Below are 26,314 nucleotides of genomic sequence, written 5' to 3' on the forward strand. Positions count from 1 at the left end.
CAGACGCAGCGTCCATGCGCGTGGACGACGGCGCGCGACGTCGCAGGGGTTCAGGGGAAGCGCGATGGGTGATCGAAGGCCGTGATGACCGGGATCTCCACCGCCAAGAAATCCACCAGCGAACGAACCGCGGGCAGCAGCCCGGTGCGAAAGGGAATGAGTGCTGAAATGCGCGCATCCGCGGCCGACCAGTCGGGCAGCAGCTGCTGAAGGGCGCCGGAGCGCAGTTCCGAGCGACAGATATAGCCCGGTAGCGCAGCGATGCCCAGGCTGGCGCACGCGGCTTCCTTGAGCGCGACCATGTTGTTGCTCTGGAAGCGCGGATCGATGGGCATCACGATCTCCTCGCGGTGCGGCCCCTGCAACTGCCATTGGAGCGGGCCGTTGCGCACCATCGCCACGGTTGCGTGCTGCGCAAGATCGGCCGGGCTTTCGGGAACGCCATTCTTCTTGAGATAGGCTGGACTCGCGAACAGGTACCACGGTACGTCCGCGAGCGCACGTTGTACCAGCGTGGAGTTCTGCAATGGAGCTGTATGGCCGCGAATTGCCAGGTCGAAGCCTTCGCCCACAATGTCCACGTACCGGTCGGTCGCGATCTCGATCACGCGCACCTTCGGATACTGGTTGAGAAAGACAGGAAGAATCTCGCGCAGCGCGAACTGCGCGATCTCCACCGCCGTGGTCAGGCGGATCACGCCGCTGGGTTCGGTCAGGCGCTGGCGTACGGCCTCTTCGGCGACCTCGGAGCTGTGCAGCATCGCCACGGCGTACTCGTAGAACTCCTTGCCGATGTCGGTCATGCCGAACTGGCGCGAGGTCCTGTTGAGAAGCCGCACGCCCAGGTAGCTTTCGAGTTCCTGGACGCGATGGCTCAATGTCGACTTCGGAAGGCGCAGCGCCGTGCCGGCGGCCGTGAAGCCGCCACGGTCGACGACCTGCACGAAGTAGAAGACATCCTTCAGATCCAACATCGGCGGCCTGCAAAGAGCGCTGGAAAGCGGGCGGTGGGACGCCGCGCGAGGCGGCCGTACGACCCGAGCATAGCGCCAGGGGCAATCCGCGCAACGGGTGCCATCAACACTCCTGCAGCCCGCTTCCCGATTCCGTCAGGCCGCTTCGGCAACGGCTTTCGGCAGGCGCAGCGCCCGTGCGGTGAGCGCCACGCGACGCCCCTGGTAGGCGGCCACTGCGAGCTCTTCGGCCGCGGGCATCACCGAGTCCTTGTGGGAGACGTGCGTCGCGCCGTAGGGCGTGCCCGCGGCGAACATCGCGGGGTCGGCGTATCCGAGCGGGACGATGATGAGCCCGAGGTGCGCCATGGGGCCGTACAGAGAGAGCAGCGTCGCCTCGTTGCCACCGTGCCTGGACGAGGTCGAGCCGAACACCGAGCCGACCTTTCCGTTGAGCTTGCCCTGGAACCAGAGGCCGCCCAGGGAATCGATGTAGGCCTTGAGCTCCGATGCAATGGAGCCAAAGCGCGTCGGCGTGCCGAAGACGATGGCATCTGCCCAGTCGGCGTCGGCTTCGGTCGGCGCCTCGTACTTCGCGTTCATCGCGCCGGCGCGCTCGGACCACTCGGGCACATCGCGCATGATCTCCGGAGCGACGAACTCCCGGGCGCGGCGCAGGCGCACTTCGGCCCCTTCGGCTGCCGCGCCTTGCGCGATGGCGTTGGCAAGGCGTTCGGTGGAGCTGTTGCGCGAATAGAAGGCAATGAGGACTTTGGGTTTGGACATGGCTTGGCCAGTGGGCGAGTGACAAGAAGAAAAAGGGCGAGCGCTTCCCCGGAGCTGCTGCTGCGGGTGGCGTCGGAGAAGGCGGTGCGGCGTTCAGACCGTGATGGGTTCCAGGCGGCCCAGCAGTTCGTCCCTGCGGGCGCGCAGCCATGGAGGAAGCTGGAACTCCGAGCCGAAATGGCCGGGCTCCTCGTCGATCGCGAAGCCGATGTCGGTGGTGGCGGCCTCGAACATCACGCCGCCGGGCATCTTGAAATACATCGAGCGGAAGTAGTTGCGGTTGACCGACTCGGACGTGTCGATGTGACCCATCGACATCAGCTTTTCCTTGATCTGCATCTGCTGCTCCACGTTGTCCACTGCGAAGGCGACGTGGTGGATGGTGCCCTCGCCGTAGATCGACGAGCCCTGCAGCCGGTCCGGCTCGTGCAGGAATTCGACGATCGTGCCGGGTGTTCCATCGGCGGTCTCGAAGCGGTGGTGCGGGCCCGACTCGCCGGCATAGCGAAACGCCAGGGCGTCCTGCATGAAGATGATCGATTCGGCCACCTCGCGCAGCGACAGCGTGATGCTGTGCACGCCGCGGATCGCGTACTGGGCGGGGATGTCCTCGGCCGTGCAGGGCGGGCGTGTGTCGCGGTCGGATGCCACCAGGTCGAACTCGATGCCGCACGGGTGCTGGAAGCGCTGTCGCTGCTCGCCGAAGCGCTCGACCACGTCGGCATCGAAGGTCACGCCGTGGGCGCGAAAGCGATCGCGCCAGAAGTGAAGCGAGCCTGCCGGCACCGAGTAGTTGATCACCTTGATCTGACCCGAGCCGCGACGGCCTTTCACGCCCTTCTGCCGGAAGGGAAACGAGGTCACCAGCGTGCCGGCATCGCCCTGGGCGTTGCCGTAGTAGAGGTGGTAGACGGGGTCTTCGCCGTCCAGCAGCACCGTTTTCTTGACCAGGCTCTGGCCTAGCAGCTTGACGTAGAAGTCCACGTCTTCCTGAGCGCCGCTGACGCAGGCCGTCAGATGGTGGAAGCCTTTGATGATCGACATGGGATGAATCCTCTCTTGTTGGATGCGGATGAATGGGACTGCCGCGGTGGCGGCAGGGGGCTCGTCACTGCTCGATGAATGACGCGAAACTCTCGACCTCGTGCTTCTGCAGGGTCATGCGGTTCTCGGGCAGGTCGTTGTCGGCCCAGCCCATCGACATGCCGGCGATCACCATTTCGTCGGCGGGAATGCCTAGCTCGGCGCGCAGCACGTGGTGCTGCAGCGACCAGATCTGCTGCGGGCAGGTGTCTAGGCCGCGTCCCTTAGCAGCCAGCATGACGTTCTGCAGGAAGCAGCCGTAGCACAGGAAGCTGGCCCACTCCAGGCGCCGGTCCATGGTGAAGATGATGCCCACCGGCGCGTCGAAGAAGAGGAACTGGCGCTCCACGTCGCGCATGCGCCCGACCTTGTCGCTGCGGTGCACGCCTTGCGCATCGCCGAGCTGGCCGCGGAAGGTGTTGAAACGCGTCGAATAGGGTTCGTGCAGGGGCTGCGGGAAGAACGGGTACTCCGGCGCCAGCTTGTCGTGGTTGGCGCGGAACTCCGCCACGGCGGCCTTGGTGACGCGCTCGCGGGCCTCGCCGGTCACGACGTAGCAACGCCAGGGCTGCGTGTTGCTCGAGCTCGGCGCGTACTTGGCCACCGAGAGAATGTCCTTCACCACATCGAGCGGAACGGCGCGGTCCACGAAGCCGCGCTTGCTGCGCCGCTCCCGGATCAGGTCGTCGATGAACGGCGTCGTGTGCATGGGCGTGGGCTCCATCAAGAGGTTGGCTGACATGGCTCGTCTTTCTCGCTTTCGCGGTGGATGGTGGGAAATCGTAGGTACGCCCCGGCTGCCCGGGAAGACCCCATTGCTTGCACATTGGGTCCCGGAATCGCGAACGACCGGGAGCCCGCGAACGCTTTCAGCGGCGTTGTCCGGCCATGTGCGGACACACGGGTGGCGGATCGCCGATGAAGGTGCGCGACGACCAGAGCTCGGGGAACGGAATCTCCTCGAGCGTGGGCATGAGCCACGCGACGCCTTCGGTGCCGAAGTAGGCCGGCCGCGCACCGAAGGTGCGGCGCGTGGCCATCAGGTGCCTGAACTTCCAGTTGCAGAAGCCCTGCGCGATGTCGGCCAGCACTTCGCCGAGTTGCTGAAGCTCGGAGTGCTTGTCCGGCGCCGCGTAGATGTCGCGCCACACCTGCTCGACTTCCTTGCTCGGGGCATAGGGTTCGCTCACATCGCGTTCGAGCAACGCGCGGGGCACGTTCATTCCGCGCCGCTGCAAGTAGGCAAGCACGTCGTCGTAGAGGCCGGGCTCGGCCAGCGCCTGGCGCAGCTGCGCCAAGCGCTCCGGCTGCGGCTCGAAGTGCTGCAGGTGCACGGCCTGCTTGATGCCGAACAGATAGACCATCTGCCGGTAAGTCCAGCCTTGCAGGGCCGTGTCCTGGCCATAGGTGCCGACGGCGCGTGAAAGTATGGCCAGCAGGTCGTTGGGCGTCATCCAGTCGATCGAGCGCCAGATCGCGTCCAGTGGTGCATGGTGGGCCGAGATGCGTTGCAGTGTCCTGTAGGCCTGCGGCAGATCGTCAGCGCGCAGGAAGCGCTGCGCCGATTGCATCTCCTTGATGATGAGCATCCAGTAGAGCTCCGACACCTGTACGTGGGTGATCCACGCATGCTCGCCGGGATGGTCGCTGACAGTGCGATGCAGCGAATGCAGCGTGTCGGTCTGTATCCATGCGCTGTAGGGTGTCTGCCCGACGGGCGTGGCGCCCGGCGTGGGTCGGTCCGTGGATTGCGTGGGGTTGCTCATCTTGTGCTCCTGTTTCCGTGGGGATCTGTCAGCGCATCGGGGATGCGGGGGCTTGGGTGCGAAGCCGCTGTTCCATCTGCCGCGCCACCCGCAGGAGCGCGCCGTCATGGCCCGGCCTGGCGACAACCTGCAATGCGGAAGGCAGTTGGCCGTCGCGCGGTGCGAGGGGTATCGAGATGGCCGGAAACCCCGCGACGTTGAAAGGCGCGGTGTAGGCCATCAGCGCCTCGCGCACGGTGCCGGTCCACGCGCCGATGCGAATCGCGCTTTCATGCAGGTTCGGCGCGGTGCACGGGCATGTCGGTAGTACGAGGAAATCGACGCGAGCCATGGCTCGGTGCAGCCTGGCTGTGAAGTCCCTTCGGGTCTGCTGAGCCGCTGCATATTCGCCAAGCGTCATCGCCTTGGCCCGCTCAAGGCGCTCCGCGGTTTCGCGGCTGTAGTGCGCGGCAATCCGGTCCGCATCGTTGTGCCTGAAGTGTCCGGCACCGCCTTCGGTCAGCACGATGTGCGCGAAGGCTTCGTAGGTGCCGTCAAATAGCCCTTCGGCTTCGACATTCGCGCAGGCGAAGAGCTCGCCGAGTGTCGCGACGGCTGCATCGAAGGCCGATGCCACTTCAGCGCTCGCCGGCACGGGCGGCACCTCGCGAAGCACGCCGAGGCGGGCTCGGGTGAAGCCCCGATCTGCGAGCGCATCGATGGAGAAGGCGCCGGCCAGGATGGCGATGTCGTCGACCGTCTCGCCCAGAAGTCCTGGGTGGTCCAGCGAGGGGGCCAGCGGAAATATCCCTTGCGTCGGGAGCAGGCCGTACGTGGGCTTGAAGCCTGCGACGCCGCAAAGCGCCGCCGGAATCCGCACCGATCCACCGGTGTCGGTGCCCAGTCCCGCTGCCACGGCACCGTAGGCGATGGCCGCGGCCGCGCCACCGCTGGATCCGCCGGGAATGCGCGTCGGGTCCAGAGGGTTCAGCGTGTCGCCGAAAACCTTGCTGGATGTGGTGACGCCCCACGCGAACTCGTGCGTGGTGGTCTTGCCGAGAACGATCGCGCCGCGCTCGCGAAGCGAAGCCACCAACTCCGCATCGGCTGTGGGAACGTGGCCTCGCCAGGCCGCCGAGCCGTAGCTGGTTTCGAGGCCCTGTGTGTCGATCAGGTCCTTGACGCCAAGGATCAGCCCTTCGAGGGGGCGCGTGCGTCCTTCCGCGTAGCGCCGCTCGCTCTCCCGCGCGGCCCGCAGGGCCCCCTCCTCGTCGATGGCGGCGAATGCACGAAGGATGCGCTTGGAAGACTCCGCCGCGTCCAGCGCCTGCTCGACCAGGCCCGACACCGTGATGTGCCGCTCGGCCAGCGCCTGCAACGCACGGCGAAGGCCAGGGGCGCGGGGGATGGCGCCTACAGGACGGTGATCGCTCTTGTTCGTCATGGCAGTCAGGGGCACAGGCGGAATGAGTGGTCCAACGGTTTGCAAGGCGTGCGTGTCCGTCTCCGTCATGAAAGACGTGACGATCGATGAGGCGGGAAATGCAGCGGACGCGGCGGGGGCGAGGCGTGAGCCGCCGTGAAGCTCAGGCCGTGGCTTCAGCCAGGCAGCTGGCCACCGAATCCATGAAGCGCGATTGCGGCATCGAGGCGATCGAGGCCCCGATCGCTTCCTCGCACAGCGAGCGCCGCTTGCAAAGCACCTCGAAGTAGCGAGCGACGCCGGGCAGGGCGTCCCACAGCGAGGACAGTCCCAGGTAATTGATGCGTACGAGGTTGACGCCCCACAGCACGTCCGCGAGCGAGAAGGGGTGGCCGTTGATGCAGCCGAAAGAGCCCTTGCCCAGGTCGAGCTCGAGGTTCTCCAGCAACTGGCTGACGCGATGGCGTGCGGCACGCTGGAACTCCGGATCGTGGCACACCTGCTTGCCGCCGATTTCCTTCGTGATCTTGGCGCGATAGGCGGCCACCAGCTCGAGATCGCCGGCGTTATCGGCGATCAGCCGCTCGAGCGCGATGACCTTGTAGTGATAGACCGTTCGCATCGAGGTCTTGAGCGCTTCGGGCCGGAGGTCGGCGTCGGGATGGAAACCGTAGAGCAGCGCCCCGTTGGGAATCCGGTCGACGATGCCGACTTGGCGCATCACCTCCTCGCGCGAAGCGGGCTCATCGGGAATCAGTTGCACCGGCTGGCGGTCCACAGCATCGAGGTAGCAGCAGATGCGCTGCGAATCGGCGACCACTCGGCCTTCCTGATGGTCGAGCAGCAGCGGTACGACGCAGGGATCGAAGCCTTCCGTCTCCACGGAGGTGCGCCCGCTATACCCGGAGACGAAACCGCGCCCCAACTCCCTTGCAGCGATCAGGCGCAGTCGGATGTAGGCGGGGCTGTAATGCTCGGCCGGCACCAGTCCGGTGGGCTCCATCGAACCCAGGATGCGCATGTCGTTGGAACGGTAGGAAAGCGCCTTCTCGTTGAGTACCGTGCGGACCTTCTGCGAGCACAGGGAGCTTGCCGCATGGAACAGTTCGAACCGTGGATCCGGGCTGCCGCCCACGACGGTGATTCGGTTCGGGTCGAGCACGGCAGCGCGTGCGGCGGCGGCCATTTCCATCAGCGGTTCGGTGTTCGTCATCACGGTCCTCTTGGCGGCCTGCGAGGCAGGCGCAGCAACTATCGATCGGTGGGGTTGCGTTCAACAGCGCGTTGAAGGCAATCAAATCGTAGGCAGCTTGGTCAGAGGTGAGAAGGCGGCAAAGCTTGCACGCTCGGTCCCTGAAATCCGAACGATGGCGGCGCTCAGGCGCTGGACGAGGTGTTCTCCCCGTGAAGCAGAGGTACCCATCCAGGCTGAGCTTGCACGCGTGCCACCCATGCTTCGATGCCGGAAAAGCGCGCCATCGCGTAGCCTCCTTGCTCGGCGAGCGACACATAGGCCGAAGCCGCTAGGTCGGCGATGGTGTAGCTGTCACCAGCAAGCCAGGTGTGATCGAGAAGCCATTCGTCCAATTTCTCCAGTGCGGGGTATCCATCGGCGTGATAGCGCACGATGTCCTGCATCCGGTCGTTCGCGAGTCCGTGCAAGTGGAGCACGCGTGCTGTAGCAATACTTTTCTGAAGATCGGCCTGCTCGAAGAAGAGCCAGCTCATCACTTCCGTTCGCAGGTGTGGATCATCTGGCAGATAGGGCGTGCCGTTGGCGAGATGCACCAGGATGGCGCCTGATTCCACGATGGGGCGGCCATCCTCCAGCAAGAGCACGGGCACTCGAGCAAAACGGCTGATCCGCCGAAACGAAGGATCGCGCGTTTCGCCTTTGCGGATATCGAGCGTGACACGCTCGTAGGGCAGTCCAAGCTGGCTCAGGAGGATGCGGACCTTCCATGAGTTGCCGGACAGGCGACTGTCATAGAGACGCAGCATGGAGGACTCCAACGGATGGGCGCACGATGAATTGCACTCGATTCTCCCTCCAATGTGCAGCCCCTGCAAAAGGGGGAGGCGGTTGCCATACCAACGGCTGAAGTGCGAGCGGTAGCGAATCCTTAATGTGTTTCCAGACGACGCACTGCATGTGTCCGTCTGCCAAGCAAAGGGCTTGCCACTCATCAAGGCGCCCCGTTTTCATTGTCCGTCCCAAAAGGAATATCCAATATGAACCAACCCCGACTACCCTGGACCGAGATCTCTGCCAAGTCCTATCAGGCGATGGCGGGCGTCAACGTCTCGATCGCGAAGTCCTCGCTCGGTCATTCGCTCATGGAACTCGTGCAGACGCGCGTCTCCCAGATCAACGGCTGCGCCTTCTGCCTCGACATGCATGCGCGCGACCTGCGCAAGCACGGCGAGACCTGGCAGCGCCTGAACAGCCTGTCGACCTGGCGCGAGACCAGCTTCTACAACGAGCGCGAGCGCGCGGCGCTGGCCTGGGCCGAGGAACTGACGCGCCTTGCCGACCAGCACGGTGACCAGGACACGGCCTTCGAAGCGCTCAAGAAGCAGTTCAGCGACCAGGAGATCGTCGAGTTGAGCTGGACGATCGCCGTGATCAATGCGTGGAACCGCATGGCCGTCGGCATGCGCACGCCTCCGTCGACACAGCCGCTCGAATAAGCGAAAAAGCCGCCGGCGTGTGCACGACACGCCGGCGGCTTTTTATGAAGGAAAAGAAGTGGGAGAGGACCAGGGCCATCGCAGCCACGTACCGCCGTGCGCTGTGAAACTCAGCCGCTCTTCAGGTGTTGGGCCAGGAACGCCTGGGTCCTGCCGTTCGCGAGGCCTGCAGCCCGCGCGTCATAAGCGGTGCCGCGGTGTCGCGCGAAGGCGTGACGGCATCCCGGGTAGCTGTGGAGCTGCACCTGCGGACTCTTTCCCAGGGCTGCGACTATCTGCCTGCGTGCGTCGGGCGGGATGTACTCGTCTTCTTCCGAGAGATGCACCATCAGCGGGCTGCCGATGCCGCCTGCCTCCTCGAGGTGCTTGTTGGCGTTGCCGGGATAGTAGGCCACCGCGGCATCAGCGGCTGCGCGAGCAGTGGTCAGGTAGCTCATGAGGCCGCCGAGGCAGTAGCCGACGAGACCGACCCGGTGGTTCGACTCAGCCAGCGCGCGGGCGGTTGCGATGGCGGCGGCAATGTCGCGCACGCCGGCGTCGAGGTCGAAGGCGTTGTAAAGCGCCATGGCTTTCGCCAGCTCGGCTTCCGTGCGATCGGTCATGTCGATGCCCGGCTCGATGCGCCAGAACAGGTCGGGACAGATCGCCAGGTAGCCCTGCGCGGCGAGTTCGTCACACGACTGCCGCATGTCGGCATTGACGCCGAAGACTTCATGGATCACGACGATGGCCGGCGCGGTTGCGCCTGTGCCCGCGCTTGCGGGACGGGCGACATACGCCGAGAAGGAACCCTCGCCGGTGGTGATGCGGAGTGTGTCTTGCATGACCGGCTCAGGCGCTGAGCCAGAAGGCGAGGTTGCTGGCGTACTGCTTGGTCGAGCGCAATGCCTCGGGGAACTGTGCCATGCCGTCGCCGGGCGATTCGGCCACGAAGGTCGGGCAGCCGCAGGCGGGATCCCAGTTGTAGTCGGCGAAATGATGGAAGGTCGACTGCGCGATGGCACGACCGCCATGTTCCGAGCGCTCGAACGCCACGGCGATGTTGAAGCGTCGGCCCGAGACGAGGCTCTGTCCTTCGACGACGACCCGACCCGTCGAATCATCCGCCGGCACTCCGACCACCCCTTCGTGCGGGTGCGAGGGAAGGTATTGGATGACGCCGGTCGAGGACTGCCGGTCGCGCATGACGGGATGAATGCTGCCGACCGAGCGAACGCGCTGGAAATCGCCGTTGGCGCCCGAGTGGTAGTTGGGCCAGGAGATGTTCGAGGCGTAGGTGTCGTCGACGCAGTGCCGGCTCTCGTCGGGTTCTCGATTGTGGCTGTGGAAGTAGTGGGCGGCCCCGATGCCGCCCAGATTGCAGATGGAGCTTCCCACGTCCATGTGGTCCCGGGTCACCATGAGCGCGCCACCAAGGCGGCGAAACCGGCTGATTCCCATGCAGTCTGCGTCGGTCAACCCGTCGCCCCCGTCTACAGCAAAAAGCCAGAGTTGGTCCACGTCCGATTCGTCCAGGGTCGACAGCACCGGGTCCGGCGTGCCGCGTTGGGTGCGGTTGCGGGCGGTCACCCGGAAGGCAAGGCCGCCGTCTTTGTCTCTCAGTCCGGCGAGGAATGAAGCCAGCCGGCTGAAGCGTGAGATGTCCCAGTCATCGGGCTGCTCTTCGATCGTGGTCTGCAGTAGGAGGTTCAGCATGGCGAAGGGGGTGGATGACAGTGTTCAGCTGCGCAGGAAGGCAAGAAGGTCCGCGTTGACCTTGTCCTGCATCGTCGCGGTGAGTCCGTGCGGTGCGCCGGGGTAGTAGATTTCCCTGGCGCCCTTGATGAGCTTTGCGGACTTCCTGGCGGAGTCGTGCACGGGAACGATCTGGTCGTCCTCGCCGTGCATGATCAGGGTGGGGATGTCGAACTTCTTCAGATCCTCGGTGAAGTCGGTTTCCGAGAAGGCCTTCACGCACTCGTAGGCGTTCTTCTGGCCGCTTTGCATGCTCCAGAGCCAGAACTGGTCGAGCACGCCCTGCGACACTTTTGCGCCGCTGCGGTTGGCGCCGTAGAAGGCCACGGCCAGGTCCTTGTAGTACTGGGAACGGTCTCCCGCCACGCCCGCGCGAATCCCGTCGAAGACCTCGATCGGCAGACCCTCCGGATTCGACGCCGACTTCACCATGACCGGCGGCACCGCGCCGATGAGCACCGCCTTGGCCACGCGCTTCGAACCGTGGCGGCCGATGTAGCGGGCCACCTCGCCCCCCCCGGTGGAGTGGCCGACCATCGAGACGTTCTTCAGGTCAAGCGCGTTGAACACTTCGGCCAGGTCGTCGGCGTAGCCGTTCATGTCATTGCCCGACGACGATTGCGTCGAGCGGCCGTGGCCGCGGCGGTCGTGCGCGATGACGCGAAAGCCGTTGCGCGCCAGGAAGTGCATCTGCCCGTCCCACGCGTCGGCATTGAGGGGCCAGCCATGCGAGAACGTGACCACCGGGCCGCTGCCCCAGTCCTTGTAGTAGATGCGCGTGCCGTCCTTCATCGTGACGGTGTCGCTGGTCATCCTCGGGTTGCGGTTGCCGGAACCGGGGGCGCCCGCGGCGGCACCGTGCATGCCCATCGCGAGCGTGCCGGTGGCAACGGCCGCACTGGATGCGATCAGGTTTCTGCGCGAGGGGTTCTGAGGTGTGGTCATGATTTCCTTTGAGACGGGGGTGGAGATCCGGATTACGAACACGGCGCACCGGTGTCGCGCGAATGCCGTGAGACGGAAGTCATCGTAGGTTCGGCATTCGCGCGGCGGTAGATTCGCGAAGGGATGCACGCTGTTGCTGGGCGCGCACCAATACGCGCCCGCAGACGGCCGGTGCACGTTCAGGTCGGTGCGTCGAGGTCCGTGAGGCATTGGAGGTCCGCCGCGCGGATGCGTGTCGTCATGAAGTCGATGAAGACGCGCATGCGTGAGGGAAGATGCTGCCGGCTCAGGTAGCAGATGTAGTGTCCGTGGTCGTCGGGGACGTGCTGCGTCAGGCAGGCCACCAGCGAGCCCTTGCGCAGCGGTTCGCAGATCAGGTATCCCGCCATCTGCGCGATGCCGTGTCCATCGAGCACGGCCTGGAGCACCAGGTCTGCATCGTTGTAGGTGAGCTTCGACGCCGGCGCGAACCTGCGAAGCAGCCCGTCCGCCTTGAATTCCCACTCGGCGACACGACCCGAGGCGGTGCGAAAGTTGATGCATTGGTGGCCCATCAACTCGTCCAGCGAGGTCGGCAGGCCATGCGCATCCCGGTAGCCCGGCGAGGCGCAGACCAGCAGTTGCATGGGGATGATCTGCTTGGCGATGATCTGTGCGTCTTCCATGCGGCCGTTGCGGAAGGCGATGTCCACGCGGTCCGATGTGAAGTCGGTCGGCTTGTCGTTGAGCAGCAAGTCGATCGATACCTCCGGATACGCGGCAAGGAAATCGCCGAGCAAAGGGGCGACCACGCGCCGGCCGAAGCCGACGGACGAGCTGATGCGCAGGTGCCCTCGCGGTGGGCCCTCGCGCAGGTCACGCATCTCTTCGACGGCCTGGACGATCCGGTCGACTCCGGTGTGGCAGTTGGCATAGAAGAGATCGCCTTCCCGCGTCAGCGAGGTGCTCCGCGTGGTCCGGGTGAAGAGCCTGACATTGAGCTGATCCTCCAGCTTCTGAACGCTGCGGCTCACCGCGGAGCGCCCGATGCCCAGCCGGTCCGCTGCGCGGGCAAAACTGCCTTCGGTCACGACGGCAATGAAGGCCACGACACCCGCATAGCTGGTCGCGAAGCTCGAAGCCAGCGGGTCCGCACGCGGCGTGAGGGGAATGGAAGTGGGGCAGGGCAGGGAAGAATTCGTCATTTGCAGCATCTCGGTGGCATGAAGGCCGTGGGGACGGCCTTCTCACAACGAGCACTCTGCGCGCGACGGCAAACAAGGACCAGTTAATGCCTGTCAATGTTTGTTATGGCCGGCCCGTGCACCACCTCCCGAGCTGCTCGGGAGGGCGTGCCTGTCTCTAGAACTTCAGCAACGAAGCCAGCGCGGCCAGCTTTTCGGGGTTTCTCTGGGCCTGGATCCGGGTGATTCCCGCGCCGTCGGTCTCCACCGACTGCACGGACTCGAGCACGCCGTCGATGAAGCGCAGGAAACCCCATTCGCCGTTGATCGGTGCGATCCGCATGCGCACCTTGTCGCCGTACCGCCTGCTGGTCGCGAAATAGAGCTGCGCAATGCGGTCGCGGCCCTTGAGCGGAGCGTCGAAGCTTGGCACCTTGCCGCCCCCGTCGCCGACGAACTCGGCGTCGTCCGACAGCAGGGAGCGCAACGCCGCGAAGTCCCCGCGCTGCGCCGCCTCGGAAAATTCCTTCAGCAGGCGGATGTGCTCCTCCGGCGCGACCCGGAAACGCTTGCGCTTCTCGAGGATCTGGAGTTTCGCCCGGTGCACGAGCTGGCGGCTGGCGGCTTCGGTCCTGCCCAGGATGTGGGCGATGTCGCCGTAGCTGGCGCCGAAGACCTCGCGCATCAGGAATGCCGCGCGACTCTCCGGCGAGAGCCGCTCCAGCACGGTAAGGAAGGCGATCGAGATGTTCTCCGCCTTCTCCAGCATCTGCTCCGGCGAGGGCGAATTGTCGGACATCACCGGCTCGGGCAGCCACATGCCGATGTAGTGCTCGCGCTCCACCTTCGCGCTGCGCAGCCGGTCGATCGCCAGATGGGTGACGGTCGACACCAGCCACGCTTCCTCGTTGTCGATGGCACCGTTCGCCTGACGCCTGCGCAGCCAGGCGTCCTGCACGACGTCTTCGGCTTCCTCGGTCGAACCGAGCATCCGGTAGGCGATGCCATGCAGCCGTGGCCGCAGGCTGTCGAAGACGTTGCTGATCTCGTTGGTGCCGTCTGTGTCGTTCATGACCTTGTGTCTGGTTGTTCTTGCGGGGAAGCCCCGTGCCACAGAAGACGTGCCGAACCCTGCGCCTGTGACGGCCTGCTTGTCACTTCGTAGGGACTCCACAGATGCTGCAAGCGTAGGAGCCCGGTGCCGATTCGGCCAGCCTGTGTTGGCGAGAGCTTCTTCTGCTACTTTTGGGGGGTGCGGTTCAAGGCGGAGTCCGACGCGGAGCGAGCGGCGCTCAAGTAGAGCGCCTTCGCCTCGCTGTCCATGCCGAGGCGCTCGCTGCGTGGCCCGGCGCGCGAAGTGCGGCGAGCGGTCAGCGCGAGGCGCAGCCCGGCGACCGTCTTCGCATCGGCACCCGGCAGCCGCTCGACGCGGTCGATGGTGGTGAGCACACGGTCTCGATACTCCTCGGCCTGCGAAGCCTGAAACCACAGCGGGGCGGAGGCGATGGCGAGCGCCACGCCGACCTCCGTGCCGGTCGCCGCGTCAGCCTCGGTGCCGCCAGGCTGCTCAAGCCAGGCGTCGAGGGCGGCCCGCACGTCGTCCAGGTGATGGGCGTATCGCTCGGTCCACGCATCGACGTCGAGCCTGGACAGCTGCGCCGTGGCTTCGTCCATGAGGCTGCGCATGAGCTCGGCATGCCGTCGCCCCAGTGCGGGCGATTCGTCGGTCCGTGAGAGCAGATTGGCCGCGTAGCTCCTCGTCGTGCCGAGCAGGCGATAAGGCGCAACCGCATCGCTGTTGTCGAAGGCGACCAGCGACTTGTTGGCCAGCGAGATCAAGGCATCGAAGGCGGATTCAATGTCCATGTCGCCTTCGGCGAGCTTCAGCGCGGAATTCAGGTCGAACCGGCCTCGAAAGACCGACAGGAAGCGAAAGAGCCTGAGCTCCTGCGGGTTCAACAGCGCGATGCTCCAGTCGAGGGCCGCGGCAAGCGTTCGATGCCGTGCGAGCACCGTCGCGTTGCCGGCGGAGTACAGCCGCATGTGGTCGTTCAGCCGCGATGCGAGGTCGTTGATCGATTGCACGCCCAGCCTGGCCGCCACCAGTTCGATGGCCAGCGGGATGCCATCGACCTGCCGTGCAATCCGCGCAAGAAGCCCGCCGTCCGAATCGCCGAACTGGCGAGCGCCGGCGGCCTGCGCCCGCTCCACCAGCAATTCGACTGCCGCAGAACGCATTGCCTGGGCCAACGTCAACCGGTCCGTCTCGGGCACGACGAGCGGCGCCAGTCGCAGCACGCGTTCGCCTTCCATGCGGAAAGCCTCCCGGCTCGTGGCGAGGATGCGCAGCTTGGGCAGCTCAGCGAGCAGTCCGGCGATCAGGGGCGCGAGTGCGTCCACCACGTGCTCGCAGTTGTCGATCAGCAGCAGCACGTCGCGCCCTTCGAGCTGCCGGTGAATTGCACGCATGGTGTCGGGTGCGTCGGACGGCACACCCAGCGCCCGCGCCAAGGCTCCCGCCACGTGGTCCTCACCGATCAGGGGCGAAAGGTCGACGAAGCCGATCTGCATGCCCGTTCGGGCCTGATGGCATTCCGCAGCGCGGATGGCGAGACGCGTCTTGCCTATGCCGCCAAGGCCCGCGAGGGTGACGATGCGGCTGGTGTCCATGGCCGTCAGCAGGCGCTTCAGGTCGGCTTCCCGGCCGATCAGTCGGGTCAGCCGCGTCGGCAGCTTCGTGAACGCGGGGGCGGCGGACTGGGATGCAAAGGACGCCGCGATCGCCATCGAGAGCGTTCCGGGGCGGGTGGTGTCGCTGCATTCGCGCAGGACCTTGCCGTTGAGCCGATAGCCCTGCAGCGGAATGTTCGAGATCCATTCGACGCAGTCGTCGCCGGCGCCCGGTCGGCCCAGGGCCTTGCGAAGCATGGACATCTGCACGCGAACACTGGCATCCTCGACAACCACGCCAGCCCAGACGGTAGCGAGCAGCTCATCCTTGCCGAGCACCTTGCCGGCGTGCTTGACCAACTGGAGCAGCAGCTCGAAGGAGCGGAAGCCCAGCCGAACGGCCTCGCCGGCACGTTCGAGCCGGCGCTGTGTTTCGTACACGACGAAGGGACCGAAGCGCCATAGGACTTCGGCGGTCGCCTGTGGCGGGCTGGCGGGCAATGATGACATGCGGATCTCCGTCAGCAAGGGTGGCGGGCAAGGCCGCGTGCGATGGCTTGGCGAGCGCTCATGGTCAATTCGGTAGGGGTCTTGATCGGCAAATCGGGTCCGTCCAGAAGGCCGCTGCCACTTCTCCCGGCCCAGGTCAGGTTGCTGCAGGGCCGCATGCCGGCCGGACACGCGTTCGCGTCTCCATACCAAAGACGTTCGAGCCGGGTGTTTTGTGACAGGTTTTTTTCCCGGCCCTTGCGTGGCTGCTTCGCCGGAGCGATCCGGCTGGTCATCGTAGGTCTGACCGGGCCATGTTCGATCGGCCCTGTGTCGGACGATGCATCCAGAAACGGCTAACGATGCCGACCCCGTGTTCGTGGTGGATCGGCATTGGTGTCTGCCCGACAACACCGTGGGCCGCGGCACATGCCTTCCAGCGGCGGCGGTGGGCTCCTACGATCGCGCCGCTCGCAACGCCTTCAGTCGACTTCCGAACGGATGACCCATGACTCCTTCTTCCATGCCCAGCGTGCACCCGCTTGCCGCTGCCTGCTTCCTCTCACCTCCGCAGCGAACATGAGTGCCCTGTCCAAACCCGATCACCAAGGCGCCTCGGCAGCGATCCTCGATCCTCGCGCGGCCCTGCACTTGCGCTGCGCGACCCGGGACCGGGCCCTGGCCGTGGTGTCGCACGAACTCAAGCAGCCCCTGAACATCATCCAGATGAACGCGGGGCTCCTGCAACGATTGCCCGCGTCGACCGTGTCGGGGCACATCCGCGGTATCGCCGAATCGATCCAGCGCGCCATCGAGAGCCAGACCCGGATCATCAATGACTTGCTCGATTTCTCACGGGTGCGTACCGGCAAGCTCGCACTGCATTGCGCGGAGGTGGACCTGGGCGAGTTGGTGCCACGCCTAGCTGCTGCGCTGGACGCCAGCTGGCGCGGTGGCCGTATCCGCACGGAGGTGCAGGCCGGCGATCCGATCCGTTGCCACGCCGACGCGGTACGGCTCGAGCAGATCGTCGGCAACCTGCTGGACAACGCTATGAAGTTCTCGCCCGAAGGGGCCGAGATCGTCGTGCGTCTTCGCTCGGAGGACGGTTTCGCCCGCATCTGTGTGGAGGACCGCGGCTGCGGCATCGCGCCCGAATTCCTGCCACACGTCTTCGGCCTGTTCAGCCAGGGTGGTGCCGCCGCCGATGGTTCTCATGGCGGTTTCGGCATCGGCCTCGCACTGGTTCACGGCTTGGCGGTCGCGCATGGCGGCTTCGTCAAGGCGACGTCGGCGGGCGTCGGCCATGGCGCCGAATTCAACGTGTGGATTCCTCTTCATCGCCGCTCCCATTCCTGATCAACCCCGAAATCCCGACCCGCGCCCCGGCGCTTGATTGATTGCATTTCATGAAAATATCCCTCGACCCTTCTCTCGATGCACGTCGTCAGGACGTGCCTTCGTCCACTGTCCTTTCGAGCTGGTATGACGCCAACGCTGCCATCCAGCGCCTCTGGGCCATCCAGCCCGCAGGGGGCGAAGGCTCGCCGGCGATGCGTGTCGTCGTGATGCTTGCGCCATCACCCGACGGGGACGATGCGAATCTGACCTGGATGGCACGCGGTCCGGGTTGGGAGCAAGAGCTTCGGCAGCAACTGGCAGGTGCCGTGCAACTCGAATGGATCGACGGCCCGCTGCCGGACGAATTCGAGATCGACGGCGAGGGCGTAGTGCTGTCCCTGCTGTGCTGGCGCGACGCGACGTTGCTGCAGGACTGAGCCGCACCTCGATTGGTGCGAAGGCGTCAACACCGTAGTCATTGGCAAACGCCTAGTGCCCATCGGCCTGCCTTTCTACGATTCTCCCGGCGCCATTGCCGTATCCCATCCTTCTTTCAAGTCCCTCATCGTGAGCAAGATCCTCGTTCTTTACTACAGCATGTATGGCCATCTCGAGCAGATGGCGAAAGCGGTCGCCGAAGGCGTGCGCTCGGTTCCCGGCAGCGAAGCCACCGTCAAGCGTGTGCCGGAGACGATGTCCGCCGAGGCATTGCGCCAGGCGGGCGCCAAGGTCGAACAGGACGCTGAAATCGCCACGGTGGCGGAGCTTCCGGGCTACGACGCGATCCTGTTCGGTACGCCCACGCGTTTCGGCGGCATGGCGGGCCAGATGCGAACCTTCCTTGACCAGACCGGCAGCCTCTGGGCCACGGGCGCGCTCATCGGAAAGCTCGGCGGCGTGTTCACGTCGACAGCCACGCAACACGGCGGCCATGAGACCACCATCGCGTCGTTCCATACGGCGCTGCTGCACCACGGCATGCTGGTCGTCGGCGTGCCGTACTCGTGCACGGGGCTGACGAACATGGCCGAGATCACCGGAGGCTCACCTTACGGCGCGGGCACGCTCGCCGGAGCCGATGGCCAGCGCATGCCGTCCGCCAACGAGCTTTCCATCGCGCGCTTCCAGGGCACGCACGTGGCGCGTCTGGCCAATCGCCTCGCAGCCTGACACGCCGTTCGAGAACGAGGTTCGCTGATGACGCATGGCATTGCAGCAATCGGTCGCGATGGCTACCGCACGCAGATAGAGGTGGGCAGCCGCCACAGGCTCGTCGCGGATGAGCCATCCGCCCTGGGCGGCGCAGACACCGGCCCCGCGCCCTATGACCTGCTGATCGCGGCCCTGGGTGCATGCACAGCGATCACGCTGCGCATGTATGCCAACCTCAAGAAATGGCCGCTCGAATCCGTGGAGGTGAAGCTGCATCTGTCGCGCGATGGCGATGCCATGGCTGTGGAGCGGTCGCTGCGCATGGTTGGGTTGGACGAGGCGCAGAAAGCGAGACTGGCCGAGATCGCCGAGCGCACGCCGGTCACGCTGACGCTGAAGTCGGGTGTGCGGATTCGTACGACCGTGGCCTGAAGGAAGACACCATGCCAACCCGCTCATTCGATTTCCTCAACCGCGAGGGCCAGCGCCTGTCGGGCACGCTGGAGATGCCGGAAGGCATCCAGCGCGGCTGGGCGCTCTTCGCGCACTGCTTCACCTGTGGCAAGAAGAACCTGGCCGCGGTGCGCGTGGCCCGCGCTCTGGCCAGCGCCGGTATCGGCGTGCTGCGCTTCGACTTCACTGGCCTCGGCGACAGCGAGGGCAGTTTTGCGGATTCGAGTTTCAGCCTCAACGTGCAGGACCTGGTTTCGGCCGCCGAAGCGATGAAGGACGCGGGCATGCCGCCCGACCTGCTGATCGGACACAGCCTGGGCGGCGCGGCCATTCTCGCAGCGGCGGGCAGCGTCGACAGTGCGCGCGCCGTGGCGACGATCGCCGCACCGTTCGATGTCGGGCATGTGCTGCACCTGCTCGACCCCGAGGGACTGGCGCGACTGGATGGCGAGCCGGAAGCGCTCCTGAAGGTCGTTGGGCGACCGATGTCTGTGAGCAAGGCCTTCGTCGACGACCTGCGAGGGCATGACCAGGGCGCGCGCATCGGTGCGCTTCGCCGGGCGTTGCTGGTGCTGCACGCGCCGCGTGACCTGACAGTCGACATCGAGAACGCGACGCACATCTTCCTTGCGGCCCGGCACCCGAAGAGCTACGTATCGCTCGGCGATGCGGACCATCTGCTGTCCAGACGCGAGGATGCCGAATATGCAGCAAGCCTCATAGCTGCCTGGGCCCTGCGCTATCTGCCGGAGCCGGCCATTTCACCAGCCGAGCCGGCCGATGCCGTGGCCGAGGAGACCGGCTTGGGCAAGTTCCAGCTGGCGCTGCGCTCAGGTGGCTCCCGCTGGCTGGCCGACGAGCCCGAGACCGCCGGCGGGCTCGGCTCCGGGCCGACGCCTTATGACCTGCTGTCGTCGGCGCTTGCCGCATGCACCACGATGACGCTGCGCCATTACGCCGATGGCAGGGGATGGCCGGTGACCCGCATCCGCACGGCAGTGAACCATCGTCGCGACAAGGACCGCTCGCCCCCGGATTTCTTCAGTCATGAGGTTGCCATCGAGGGCGCCTTGCACGACGAACAGCGCGCCCATTTGCTGGAGGTCGCGCAGAAGTGTCCGGTCCATCGCACGCTCGAGCAGGGCTCGGGCTTCGACGCCATCGCTTTCGACCGGCAGTCCTGAGTTGTGATGAAGGTGAAGACACTTGCCATGCGTGGCGAAGCCCACGAGCGCGTTGCAGAAATCGTCAACCGCTGCATCGCGGCGTCGAGGCTTTCCCAGACGCTCGTCGACCTTGCGCACCTCAGGGTGTCGCAGCTCAATTGCAACGACGTGCGAACGGATGCTCATTTCCTGGCATTGCTTGGTGCGGGCTACCCGGTCAGGAAGCTCATGCTGGTCTCGGACTGGTTCGATGCCGGGACAGGTCTCACGCCGCGCGAGAAGGCCGCGCTCTCCTGGGCCGAGGCCCTGGTCACGGCTGGCGAAGACGGCGTGGGGCGGACGCGATGCCTGCAGGTGGCTGCCGTTTTTGAGCACAACGAGCTCGTGGCGCTCAGCCTGGCCATCGCACTGGAGAACGCCCGTAGCCGGAGGGCCTGCGCGCCGACGCGAGGGCCGTTGCAATGATCGTGCTCGCCGACGAGCCTGGCGACGCAGAAGGCCATCCCGGCGGGCATCCCGGGTTCCTGGTGCCCTACACCGGCGACGAGATCCTTCCGCTCTACACCACGACCGTTGCCGTTTCCGGCGGAGAGGCCCGGCATGCGCGCGTGTCCGGGAGAGCCGTATCCGACGATGGCAACCTCGACCTGGTTCTTCGGCAGCCGACGGAGCTGGGCGGCGATGGTGGCGGAACCAATTCACAGCAGCTGTTCGCAGCCGGTTTCGCGGCATGCTTCCACGGTGCCATGGCGATAGCCGCGGCGTCCATGCGCACGCGTCTTCCGCCGCACATCGATATCGCTGCCACGGTTTCGTTCGGGCGCGATCCGGTCGACGGACTCTTCCTCATCACCGCCGAGCTCGAGGTGAGCCTGCCGCAGATGGACACCCGCGAAGCGGCCGAACTCGTCGCGCAAGCCGAGCGCATCTGCCCCTACATGAAGATGTCGCGCGTAGGCATGCGCTCGACGATCCGCTTTGTCTGAGTCCGGTTCGATGGCCTTGCGCCGGGCAGTGCTGCGCGCATTGGTGAATCGAGGGCAACACCGTCGTCCACGCCACATGCCTACCGGGGCGCAGCGTTCAAAACTACGATTTTCTTCATGGGCCGCGAGTCACGCGGCCTGACGATTTGCCTTCCGCCCGTCGCAACGAAGATGACGGGTGTCAGATTGCCGAGGCGGCTGTAATGAGGCGTGCACTTTCCATCCGTTCGTGCACGGGACGAACTCACGTCGGCGCGGGAACTCCCGCGTAAATCCGATCAGCAACACGGCGACGCGGCGGGTGGAGGGCGCCTTTCAAGGACCACCGCATGACCACGACCTGTACGCACCTCGACCAGATCCACTCCGTCACCCCTTCCAGCCAAGGATGCGAAGACTGCCTGCGCATCGGCGGTCGCTGGGTGCATCTGCGCATGTGCCTCACATGCGGACACGTCGGCTGTTGCGACTCGTCGGAACACAAACACGCCACCCAGCATTTCCACATGACGGGCCATCCTCTGGTCCAGTCGATCGAACCCGGCGAGGACTGGCGCTGGTGCTACGTGGATGAAGTCCACGTCCGGGGCTGATTCGTCGTCTCGCGCGCACCTGCCGTTCGCGTGTCCGTCGTGTCGAATTGATGCCCCGCATGCAACATGGAAGTACCTCTCGCAAGGCTACCGCCCGAAGAGACCGAAACCTAGCATCCAGATCGTCCCGCGATGTTCGCGGACCGGCGCTCCAGCCGTCCTGGGGTCAGGGCTTGGTGCCCTCTGGGAAATCACATGGTGCTGCGTATGTCCACTTTGGCTTCGTCTCCTGTGCCGCGCGCCGCGCGTCGTGCACGCGCGCCACGCAACGGGCAGAGGACACGGCTCGACGCGATGCCGTGTACGTCGCAGCCTGCTGCGCGCACTGCGCCGGAAGGCCCGATGGACTTCGCCTGGCGTTGGGGCTACATGGCCGTTTGCCTGCTGACGATGGCGGGCGCCGCGGCCGTGGCCAGTGGCGAAGCAGCCAGCGCGGAGTTGAAGTTCGCCACGGGAGCGGTAGCAAGTCCCGTGCTGGTGCCGGACATCTGTACCGCGGACTCCAGGCGCGCCGGGTACGACCCCGCCACTCAACAGATTTTCCCAGGGCGACCCGTCCACTCACCGAGCAACTCATCTTCGAAGGAAACACCATGACTCGACTCTTCACCCTCGCTCGCGCTTTCGCGATCGCCTGCATTGCGGCAATCCACCTGGCGGCCCCCGCCAGCACGGCGAGTGCCGCCGCCTCGCCGGAACGCCCCACCATCGTGCTGGTGCACGGTGCCTTCGCCGAGTCCGCGAGCTGGAACGACGTGGCGCGCGATCTGCGGGCGCGCAGCTTCCATGTGATCGCCGTTGCGAATCCGCTGCGGGGCGTGAAGCTCGACGCGGACTACGTCGGCGCAGTCGTCGACTCCGTGAAAGGCCCCGTCGTGCTGGTCGGTCATTCCTACGGCGGCTCGGTGATCTCCGCCGCTGCGCAGGGAAAGCCCAACGTCAAGGCGCTGGTTTTCGTGGCCGCGTTCGCGCCTGAGGTCGGAGAGTCCGCGGCGGACCTGTCTGGCAAGTTCCCTGGCAGCACGCTGGGGCCCGCGCTGGCACCGCCGGTCGCGCTGCCCGACGGCAACAAGGATCTCTACATCCTGCAGGACAAGTTCGGCAGCCAGTTCGCCGCCGACGTGGCGCCGAACACGACGCATCTCATGGCCGTGTCGCAGCGTCCGATCACGCAGTCGGCGCTGGCCGAGCCGGCACCCGCCGCCGCATGGAAGAACGTGCCGTCCTGGTTCATCTACGGCGACAGGGACAAGAACATTCCTCCGGCTGCGCTGTCCTTCATGGCCGAGCGCGCGAAGTCGATGAAGACCGTCGTGGTCAAGAGGGCGTCGCACGTGGTCATGATCTCCAGGCCGGGCCCGGTGACCCGCCTGATCGTCGAGGCCGCCGGATCGGATGCACAGCAGCCCTGATACCGCCGCGACGCACGGGCAGGGCATCGCACAAGTCATTGTTGCCCGTCGTGCAACACCGTGGTCCCCTGTGCCGGCCTACCGGCACGCCTTGGCGAGCACTACGCTTGGTCGGCCTCGTTGATAGGCGCATGAGCGCCGGTGACGACGCTCTACCGCCCTGGAGACTTTTCATGAACCCATTGCGACGCTCTCTCCCTGACATCGGCGGTCTATCGCGCCGCCTGCAAGACGCCGTGGGCATCGCGGTAATGACTACGGCGGTCGTCGCCGGCTCCATCCTCGCTGCCTACGAGGCATTGCAGGACACTTCCGGTGATGTCGCCATTGCCGCACATCGTGCCGCGGGCCCCCGTTCGGCACTGGAGCGCCCGCAATGAGCCGCGAGGACACGCTCAGCGAAGCCGATGCCGTGTTCGATGCCACCGGCATCGCGGCCCGGGCTCTGCGCATCGGATCCCGGGCGCCCGACGTGACGCTGCCGGATGCCTCGGGCACGCTTGTGCGCCTCTCGGATGTCTGGCGGCGCGGCCCGCTGGTCGTCGTTTTCTACCGCGGCGGATGGTGTACCTACTGCAACCTCCAGCTTCGCGAATGGCGACAGTACACCGACGCCTTGACCCGGCTCGACGCGACCTTGCTGGCCATCTCGCCGCAGCTGCCCGAGCACTCGATGCGCACGGCCCAGGACAACGGACTCGGGTTCACCGTGCTGAGCGACTGCGCCCTCGAGGCTGCCAACGGCTTCGGGCTCGCCTACACGCTGCATCCCGACGTGGTGGACTACTACGGCAGCGTCGGCACCGACATCCCCGTGCTGAACGGCAACGGGCAGTGGGTGCTGCCGGTTCCCGCCACCTATGTGATCGACAGAACTGGTGAGATCTGTTTTGCCTCGATCGAGGAAGACGTGCGTGAACGCACGCGTCCGCGCGAGGTCGTCGCCGCAATCGAGGTCCTGCGACAGCGGCCCTGACGGCCGCACGGGCTGCCGCCCACCCTCAGAAATCCATCCAGAGCGAGCGCGCATCCGCCGAACGGGCGGCCGCTCGCTCTTTCGCATCTCCGAAAGCTCACCATGCACCTGGGCAAGACCTACAAAGTTTCCGAGTTCATCGCCTGGACGCGGCGACAGATCTATCTGCTGCTGGCCGTCGGCACCGTGCCCGTGCTGCTCTACCAGGTGCTCGGGCTGCGATGGCTCACCATCCCCCTGACCGTGGTGGGCTTGCTGGGCACCGCGACCTCTTTCATCGTCGGCTTCAAGAACGTGCAGACCTACAACCGCACGGTCGAGGCCCAGCACCTCTGGACTTCGATCCTCAACAGCAGCCGGTTCTGGGGCGCGAGCGTCGGCGGCTTCGTGCGCAACCCCATCGAGGCGCGCGAGCTCATCGATCGCCACGTCGCATGGCTGACCTGCCTGCGCTACGAGCTGCGCAGTGCCAGGCCGTGGGAGACGATGGAGAAGGCGTCGAACGTCGAGTACCGCGATATCTATCGGATCCCCGAGCGCGAGACACCCATCGACGAGGAGCTGCGCAGACATCTTTCGAACTCCGAGCATGCGCAGATCCACGAGGCCAGGCTCAGCCTCAAGGCGACGCAGGTGCTCTGGCTGCAAAGCCGTGCATTGAGGCGGCTTCACGATCAGGGCGACCTGTCGCTGACCACGTACATCGAACTGAACAAACTGCAGAAGGAGTTCATCGACCAGCAGGGGCGCGCGGAGCGCCTGAAGAACTATCCCTACCCGCGGCAGTACGCGATCATCAATACGCTTTTCGTGTGGGCGTTCTGTGTTCTCCTGCCATTCGGGCTCTTGAAAGAGTTCGACAAGCTCAACGATGGCATCAGTGGCCTGATGCAGGGTTGCATGGTGTGGCTCGTGATTCCTTTCAGCGCCACGATCTCGTGGATGTACACATCGCTCGAACAGGTGGGCGAAAGCACCGAAAACCCGTTCGAGGGAAGCGCCAATGACGTACCCATCACGCTCATCGCCAGGACCATCGAGCGCGAGATGAAGGAGTTCATCGGCGAGACCGATCTGCCCGTGCTGCCGGTACCGGTCCACGAAATCATTCTTTGAGACCTCGCGCCTACCGGTGCGCATTGGTGCGCATCGGTCAACACAGTGAGGCCCCTTGCATGGCTACCGGCCGGGCGCGACGAAACCTAGCATCAAGTCTCCCTTTTGCGAACCCTCGTGAACGGTGGCTCAGTCGCCCTGAGCCCAGGCATCCGCCGATTCTTCAAGGACCCAACCATGACCCAACGCATCAAGTACGCTGAGAAGTCCCCCGAGATTTTCAAGAAGTTCGTCGAGTTCCTCAACGCCATCAAGGAAGGCTCGATCGAAGAGCCGATCCGCAACCTGGTCGCGATCCGCACCTCGCAGCTCAACGGCTGTACCTTCTGCCTGGACATGCATGTCAAGCAGGCCAAGATCCAGGGCGAGCGCGAACTGCGCCTGCTGCACCTGGCCGCATGGCGTGATTCGACGCTGTTCATCCCGCGCGAGCGCGCCGCGCTGGCCTGGACCGAGGCGTTGACGAAGCTGTCCGAGCAAGGCGTGCCCGACGAGATCTACGAGCGCGTGCGCACGCAGCTGTCGGAAAAGGAAATTTCCGACCTCACGTTCCTGGTGATGTCCACCAACGCGTGGAGCCGCCTGAACATCGCCCTCAAGACGGTGCCCGGCTCTTCCGACAAGGTCTTCGGCCTGGACAAGGCCAAGCTTTCCTGAACCCATCGCACTAGGAGTACCCCATGAAAATCGTCGTGATCGGCGGCTCTGGCCTCATCGGCTCTAAAGTCGTCAACAAGCTGCGCGAGGCTGGACATGAAGTCGTCGCGGCTTCGCCCGCGTCGGGCGTGAACACCATCACCGGTGAAGGCCTGGATGCCGCCATGGCGGGCACGCAGGTGGTGCTGGACGTGGCGAACTCGCCGTCGTTCGAGGACAAGGCCGTGCTCGAGTTCTTCCAGACCTCGGGGCGCAACCTGCTGGCGGCCGAATCCAAGGCCGGGGTCAAGCACCATGTGGCACTGTCGGTGGTCGGTACCGACCGCCTGAGCGAGAGCGGCTACTTCCGCGCCAAGATCGCGCAGGAGGCGCTCATCCGCGATTCCGGCATTCCGTACACCATCGTCCATTCGACGCAGTTCTTCGAGTTCCTGGGCTCGATCGCGCAGTCGGGCGCCGACGGCGACTCCGTGCACCTGTCGCCGGCCTTCGTCCAGCCCATCGCGTCGGACGACGTGGCGGCGGCGGTGGCCGACTACACCCTGGGCCAGCCGCGCAATGGCGTGGTCGAGATCGCGGGTCCCGAGCGCGTTCGTCTGTCGGATCTGGTGGCGCGCTACCTCAACGCCACCAATGACAAGCGCACCGTGGTACCCGACGTGCATGCGCGCTACTTCGGCGCCGAGCTGAAGGACGATACCCTGGTACCGGGCCCGAATCCGCGCATCGGTGCGCTGGACTTCGATGCCTGGTTCGCACTGCCCAAGACGCCGCGCTGAC

Annotated in this window: 30 protein-coding genes; 15 read left to right on the plus strand and 15 right to left on the minus strand. The window is 65.4% G+C overall.

Annotated features, from left to right (window positions below):
• Positions 1–50 precede the first annotated feature (50 nt).
• The 8 genes from ABL844_RS09470 to ABL844_RS09505 all read right to left on the minus strand — a co-directional run bounded on the left by ABL844_RS09470 (position 51) and on the right by ABL844_RS09505 (position 7,991).
• The gene (locus ABL844_RS09470; RefSeq protein ID WP_418131086.1) at positions 51–974 is read right to left on the minus strand and encodes a LysR substrate-binding domain-containing protein; all 924 of its coding nucleotides are present in this window, start codon (positions 972–974) and stop codon (positions 51–53) included.
• A gap of 135 nt (positions 975–1,109) precedes the next feature.
• The gene (wrbA, locus tag ABL844_RS09475; RefSeq protein ID WP_369658987.1) at positions 1,110–1,739 is read right to left on the minus strand and encodes an NAD(P)H:quinone oxidoreductase; all 630 of its coding nucleotides are present in this window, start codon (positions 1,737–1,739) and stop codon (positions 1,110–1,112) included.
• A 93-nt stretch (positions 1,740–1,832) separates the two neighbouring features.
• Complete coding sequence (locus ABL844_RS09480) at positions 1,833–2,783, minus strand: ring-cleaving dioxygenase (protein WP_418120821.1); 951 nt, start codon at positions 2,781–2,783, stop codon at positions 1,833–1,835.
• A gap of 64 nt (positions 2,784–2,847) precedes the next feature.
• Positions 2,848–3,531, minus strand: coding sequence for a nitroreductase (locus ABL844_RS09485; RefSeq protein ID WP_093058969.1), 684 nt, complete (start codon positions 3,529–3,531; stop codon positions 2,848–2,850).
• Between the two features lie 160 nt (positions 3,532–3,691).
• Positions 3,692–4,588 carry a tryptophan 2,3-dioxygenase gene (locus ABL844_RS09490; RefSeq protein ID WP_418131087.1) on the minus strand — a complete coding sequence of 299 codons (897 nt, stop codon included), beginning with the start codon at positions 4,586–4,588 and terminating at the stop codon, positions 3,692–3,694.
• Between the two features lie 28 nt (positions 4,589–4,616).
• The gene (locus ABL844_RS09495) at positions 4,617–6,011 is read right to left on the minus strand and encodes an amidase (RefSeq protein ID WP_418131088.1); all 1,395 of its coding nucleotides are present in this window, start codon (positions 6,009–6,011) and stop codon (positions 4,617–4,619) included.
• Between the two features lie 142 nt (positions 6,012–6,153).
• Positions 6,154–7,203 carry a glutathione S-transferase family protein gene (locus ABL844_RS09500; RefSeq protein ID WP_369658983.1) on the minus strand — a complete coding sequence of 350 codons (1,050 nt, stop codon included), beginning with the start codon at positions 7,201–7,203 and terminating at the stop codon, positions 6,154–6,156.
• 164 nt (positions 7,204–7,367) lie between these two features.
• Positions 7,368–7,991, minus strand: coding sequence for a glutathione S-transferase family protein (locus tag ABL844_RS09505; protein WP_369658982.1), 624 nt, complete (start codon positions 7,989–7,991; stop codon positions 7,368–7,370).
• A gap of 231 nt (positions 7,992–8,222) precedes the next feature.
• On the opposite strand from ABL844_RS09505, the gene ABL844_RS09510 reads away from it, so the two are divergent.
• Positions 8,223–8,681: a carboxymuconolactone decarboxylase family protein gene (locus tag ABL844_RS09510; protein ID WP_369658981.1), complete on the plus strand. Its 459-nt coding sequence runs from the start codon at positions 8,223–8,225 to the stop codon at positions 8,679–8,681.
• Positions 8,682–8,791: 110 nt separating this feature from the next.
• On the opposite strand, the gene ABL844_RS09515 is transcribed toward ABL844_RS09510, so the two are convergent.
• From ABL844_RS09515 to ABL844_RS09540, 6 genes are all read right to left on the minus strand, one after another.
• Positions 8,792–9,505, minus strand: coding sequence for a dienelactone hydrolase family protein (locus ABL844_RS09515; RefSeq protein ID WP_418131089.1), 714 nt, complete (start codon positions 9,503–9,505; stop codon positions 8,792–8,794).
• Between the two features lie 7 nt (positions 9,506–9,512).
• Positions 9,513–10,376 carry a hypothetical protein gene (locus ABL844_RS09520; protein WP_418131090.1) on the minus strand — a complete coding sequence of 288 codons (864 nt, stop codon included), beginning with the start codon at positions 10,374–10,376 and terminating at the stop codon, positions 9,513–9,515.
• Positions 10,377–10,400: 24 nt separating this feature from the next.
• Positions 10,401–11,228, minus strand: a complete 828-nt coding sequence (locus ABL844_RS09525; RefSeq protein ID WP_418131894.1) for an alpha/beta fold hydrolase — start codon at positions 11,226–11,228, stop codon at positions 10,401–10,403.
• Positions 11,229–11,539: 311 nt separating this feature from the next.
• On the minus strand, positions 11,540–12,544 hold the full coding sequence (locus ABL844_RS09530; protein WP_369658978.1) for a LysR family transcriptional regulator: 1,005 nt from the start codon (positions 12,542–12,544) through the stop codon (positions 11,540–11,542).
• A gap of 157 nt (positions 12,545–12,701) precedes the next feature.
• A complete protein-coding gene (locus ABL844_RS09535; RefSeq protein ID WP_418131091.1) occupies positions 12,702–13,595 on the minus strand; it encodes an RNA polymerase sigma-70 factor in 894 nt (297 codons plus the stop codon).
• Between the two features lie 167 nt (positions 13,596–13,762).
• A complete protein-coding gene (locus ABL844_RS09540; protein ID WP_418131092.1) occupies positions 13,763–15,703 on the minus strand; it encodes an ATP-binding protein in 1,941 nt (646 codons plus the stop codon).
• A gap of 558 nt (positions 15,704–16,261) precedes the next feature.
• Between ABL844_RS09540 and ABL844_RS09545 the strand changes: the two genes are divergently transcribed.
• The 8 genes from ABL844_RS09545 (at position 16,262) to ABL844_RS09580 (ending at position 21,373) form a co-directional block, all read left to right on the plus strand.
• On the plus strand, positions 16,262–17,041 hold the full coding sequence (locus ABL844_RS09545; protein ID WP_369658975.1) for a sensor histidine kinase: 780 nt from the start codon (positions 16,262–16,264) through the stop codon (positions 17,039–17,041).
• A 50-nt stretch (positions 17,042–17,091) separates the two neighbouring features.
• Positions 17,092–17,460, plus strand: a complete 369-nt coding sequence (locus ABL844_RS09550; protein WP_369658974.1) for a hypothetical protein — start codon at positions 17,092–17,094, stop codon at positions 17,458–17,460.
• Positions 17,461–17,590: 130 nt separating this feature from the next.
• Positions 17,591–18,193 carry an NAD(P)H:quinone oxidoreductase gene (gene wrbA, locus ABL844_RS09555; protein ID WP_369658973.1) on the plus strand — a complete coding sequence of 201 codons (603 nt, stop codon included), beginning with the start codon at positions 17,591–17,593 and terminating at the stop codon, positions 18,191–18,193.
• 27 nt (positions 18,194–18,220) lie between these two features.
• On the plus strand, positions 18,221–18,607 hold the full coding sequence (locus tag ABL844_RS09560) for an OsmC family protein (protein ID WP_418131093.1): 387 nt from the start codon (positions 18,221–18,223) through the stop codon (positions 18,605–18,607).
• 11 nt (positions 18,608–18,618) lie between these two features.
• Positions 18,619–19,812: an alpha/beta fold hydrolase gene (locus ABL844_RS09565; RefSeq protein WP_418131094.1), complete on the plus strand. Its 1,194-nt coding sequence runs from the start codon at positions 18,619–18,621 to the stop codon at positions 19,810–19,812.
• Between the two features lie 6 nt (positions 19,813–19,818).
• Positions 19,819–20,259, plus strand: a complete 441-nt coding sequence (locus ABL844_RS09570) for a carboxymuconolactone decarboxylase family protein (protein ID WP_418131095.1) — start codon at positions 19,819–19,821, stop codon at positions 20,257–20,259.
• Positions 20,256–20,780 carry an Ohr family peroxiredoxin gene (locus ABL844_RS09575; RefSeq protein WP_369658969.1) on the plus strand — a complete coding sequence of 175 codons (525 nt, stop codon included), beginning with the start codon at positions 20,256–20,258 and terminating at the stop codon, positions 20,778–20,780. The genes ABL844_RS09570 and ABL844_RS09575 overlap by 4 nt, the downstream gene beginning before the upstream one ends.
• A gap of 329 nt (positions 20,781–21,109) precedes the next feature.
• Positions 21,110–21,373 carry a ubiquitin carboxyl-terminal hydrolase 14 gene (locus ABL844_RS09580; protein ID WP_369658968.1) on the plus strand — a complete coding sequence of 88 codons (264 nt, stop codon included), beginning with the start codon at positions 21,110–21,112 and terminating at the stop codon, positions 21,371–21,373.
• A gap of 365 nt (positions 21,374–21,738) precedes the next feature.
• Here ABL844_RS09580 and ABL844_RS09585 read toward each other — a convergent pair whose 3' ends face one another.
• Complete coding sequence (locus ABL844_RS09585; protein WP_369658967.1) at positions 21,739–21,861, minus strand: hypothetical protein; 123 nt, start codon at positions 21,859–21,861, stop codon at positions 21,739–21,741.
• Positions 21,862–21,966: 105 nt separating this feature from the next.
• On the opposite strand from ABL844_RS09585, the gene ABL844_RS09590 reads away from it, so the two are divergent.
• The 6 genes from ABL844_RS09590 (at position 21,967) to ABL844_RS09615 (ending at position 26,313) form a co-directional block, all read left to right on the plus strand.
• Entirely contained in the window at positions 21,967–22,785 is an 819-nt protein-coding gene (locus ABL844_RS09590) for an alpha/beta fold hydrolase (protein WP_418131096.1), read from the plus strand.
• 173 nt (positions 22,786–22,958) lie between these two features.
• Complete coding sequence (locus ABL844_RS09595) at positions 22,959–23,165, plus strand: hypothetical protein (RefSeq protein WP_418131097.1); 207 nt, start codon at positions 22,959–22,961, stop codon at positions 23,163–23,165.
• Positions 23,162–23,761 (plus strand): peroxiredoxin-like family protein, encoded by a 600-nt coding sequence (locus tag ABL844_RS09600; RefSeq protein ID WP_418131098.1) that lies wholly within the window; start codon positions 23,162–23,164, stop codon positions 23,759–23,761. The genes ABL844_RS09595 and ABL844_RS09600 overlap by 4 nt, the downstream gene beginning before the upstream one ends.
• A gap of 102 nt (positions 23,762–23,863) precedes the next feature.
• Positions 23,864–24,877: a bestrophin family protein gene (locus tag ABL844_RS09605; RefSeq protein ID WP_369658963.1), complete on the plus strand. Its 1,014-nt coding sequence runs from the start codon at positions 23,864–23,866 to the stop codon at positions 24,875–24,877.
• Positions 24,878–25,054: 177 nt separating this feature from the next.
• Complete coding sequence (locus ABL844_RS09610; RefSeq protein WP_145760058.1) at positions 25,055–25,534, plus strand: carboxymuconolactone decarboxylase family protein; 480 nt, start codon at positions 25,055–25,057, stop codon at positions 25,532–25,534.
• Between the two features lie 23 nt (positions 25,535–25,557).
• The gene (locus ABL844_RS09615) at positions 25,558–26,313 is read left to right on the plus strand and encodes an SDR family oxidoreductase (protein WP_418131099.1); all 756 of its coding nucleotides are present in this window, start codon (positions 25,558–25,560) and stop codon (positions 26,311–26,313) included.
• Position 26,314: the final 1 nt, after the last annotated feature.

This window comes from Variovorax sp. 278MFTsu5.1, assembly GCF_048305045.1.
GTDB classification, from domain to species: Bacteria; Pseudomonadota; Gammaproteobacteria; order Burkholderiales; family Burkholderiaceae_C; genus Variovorax; species Variovorax guangxiensis.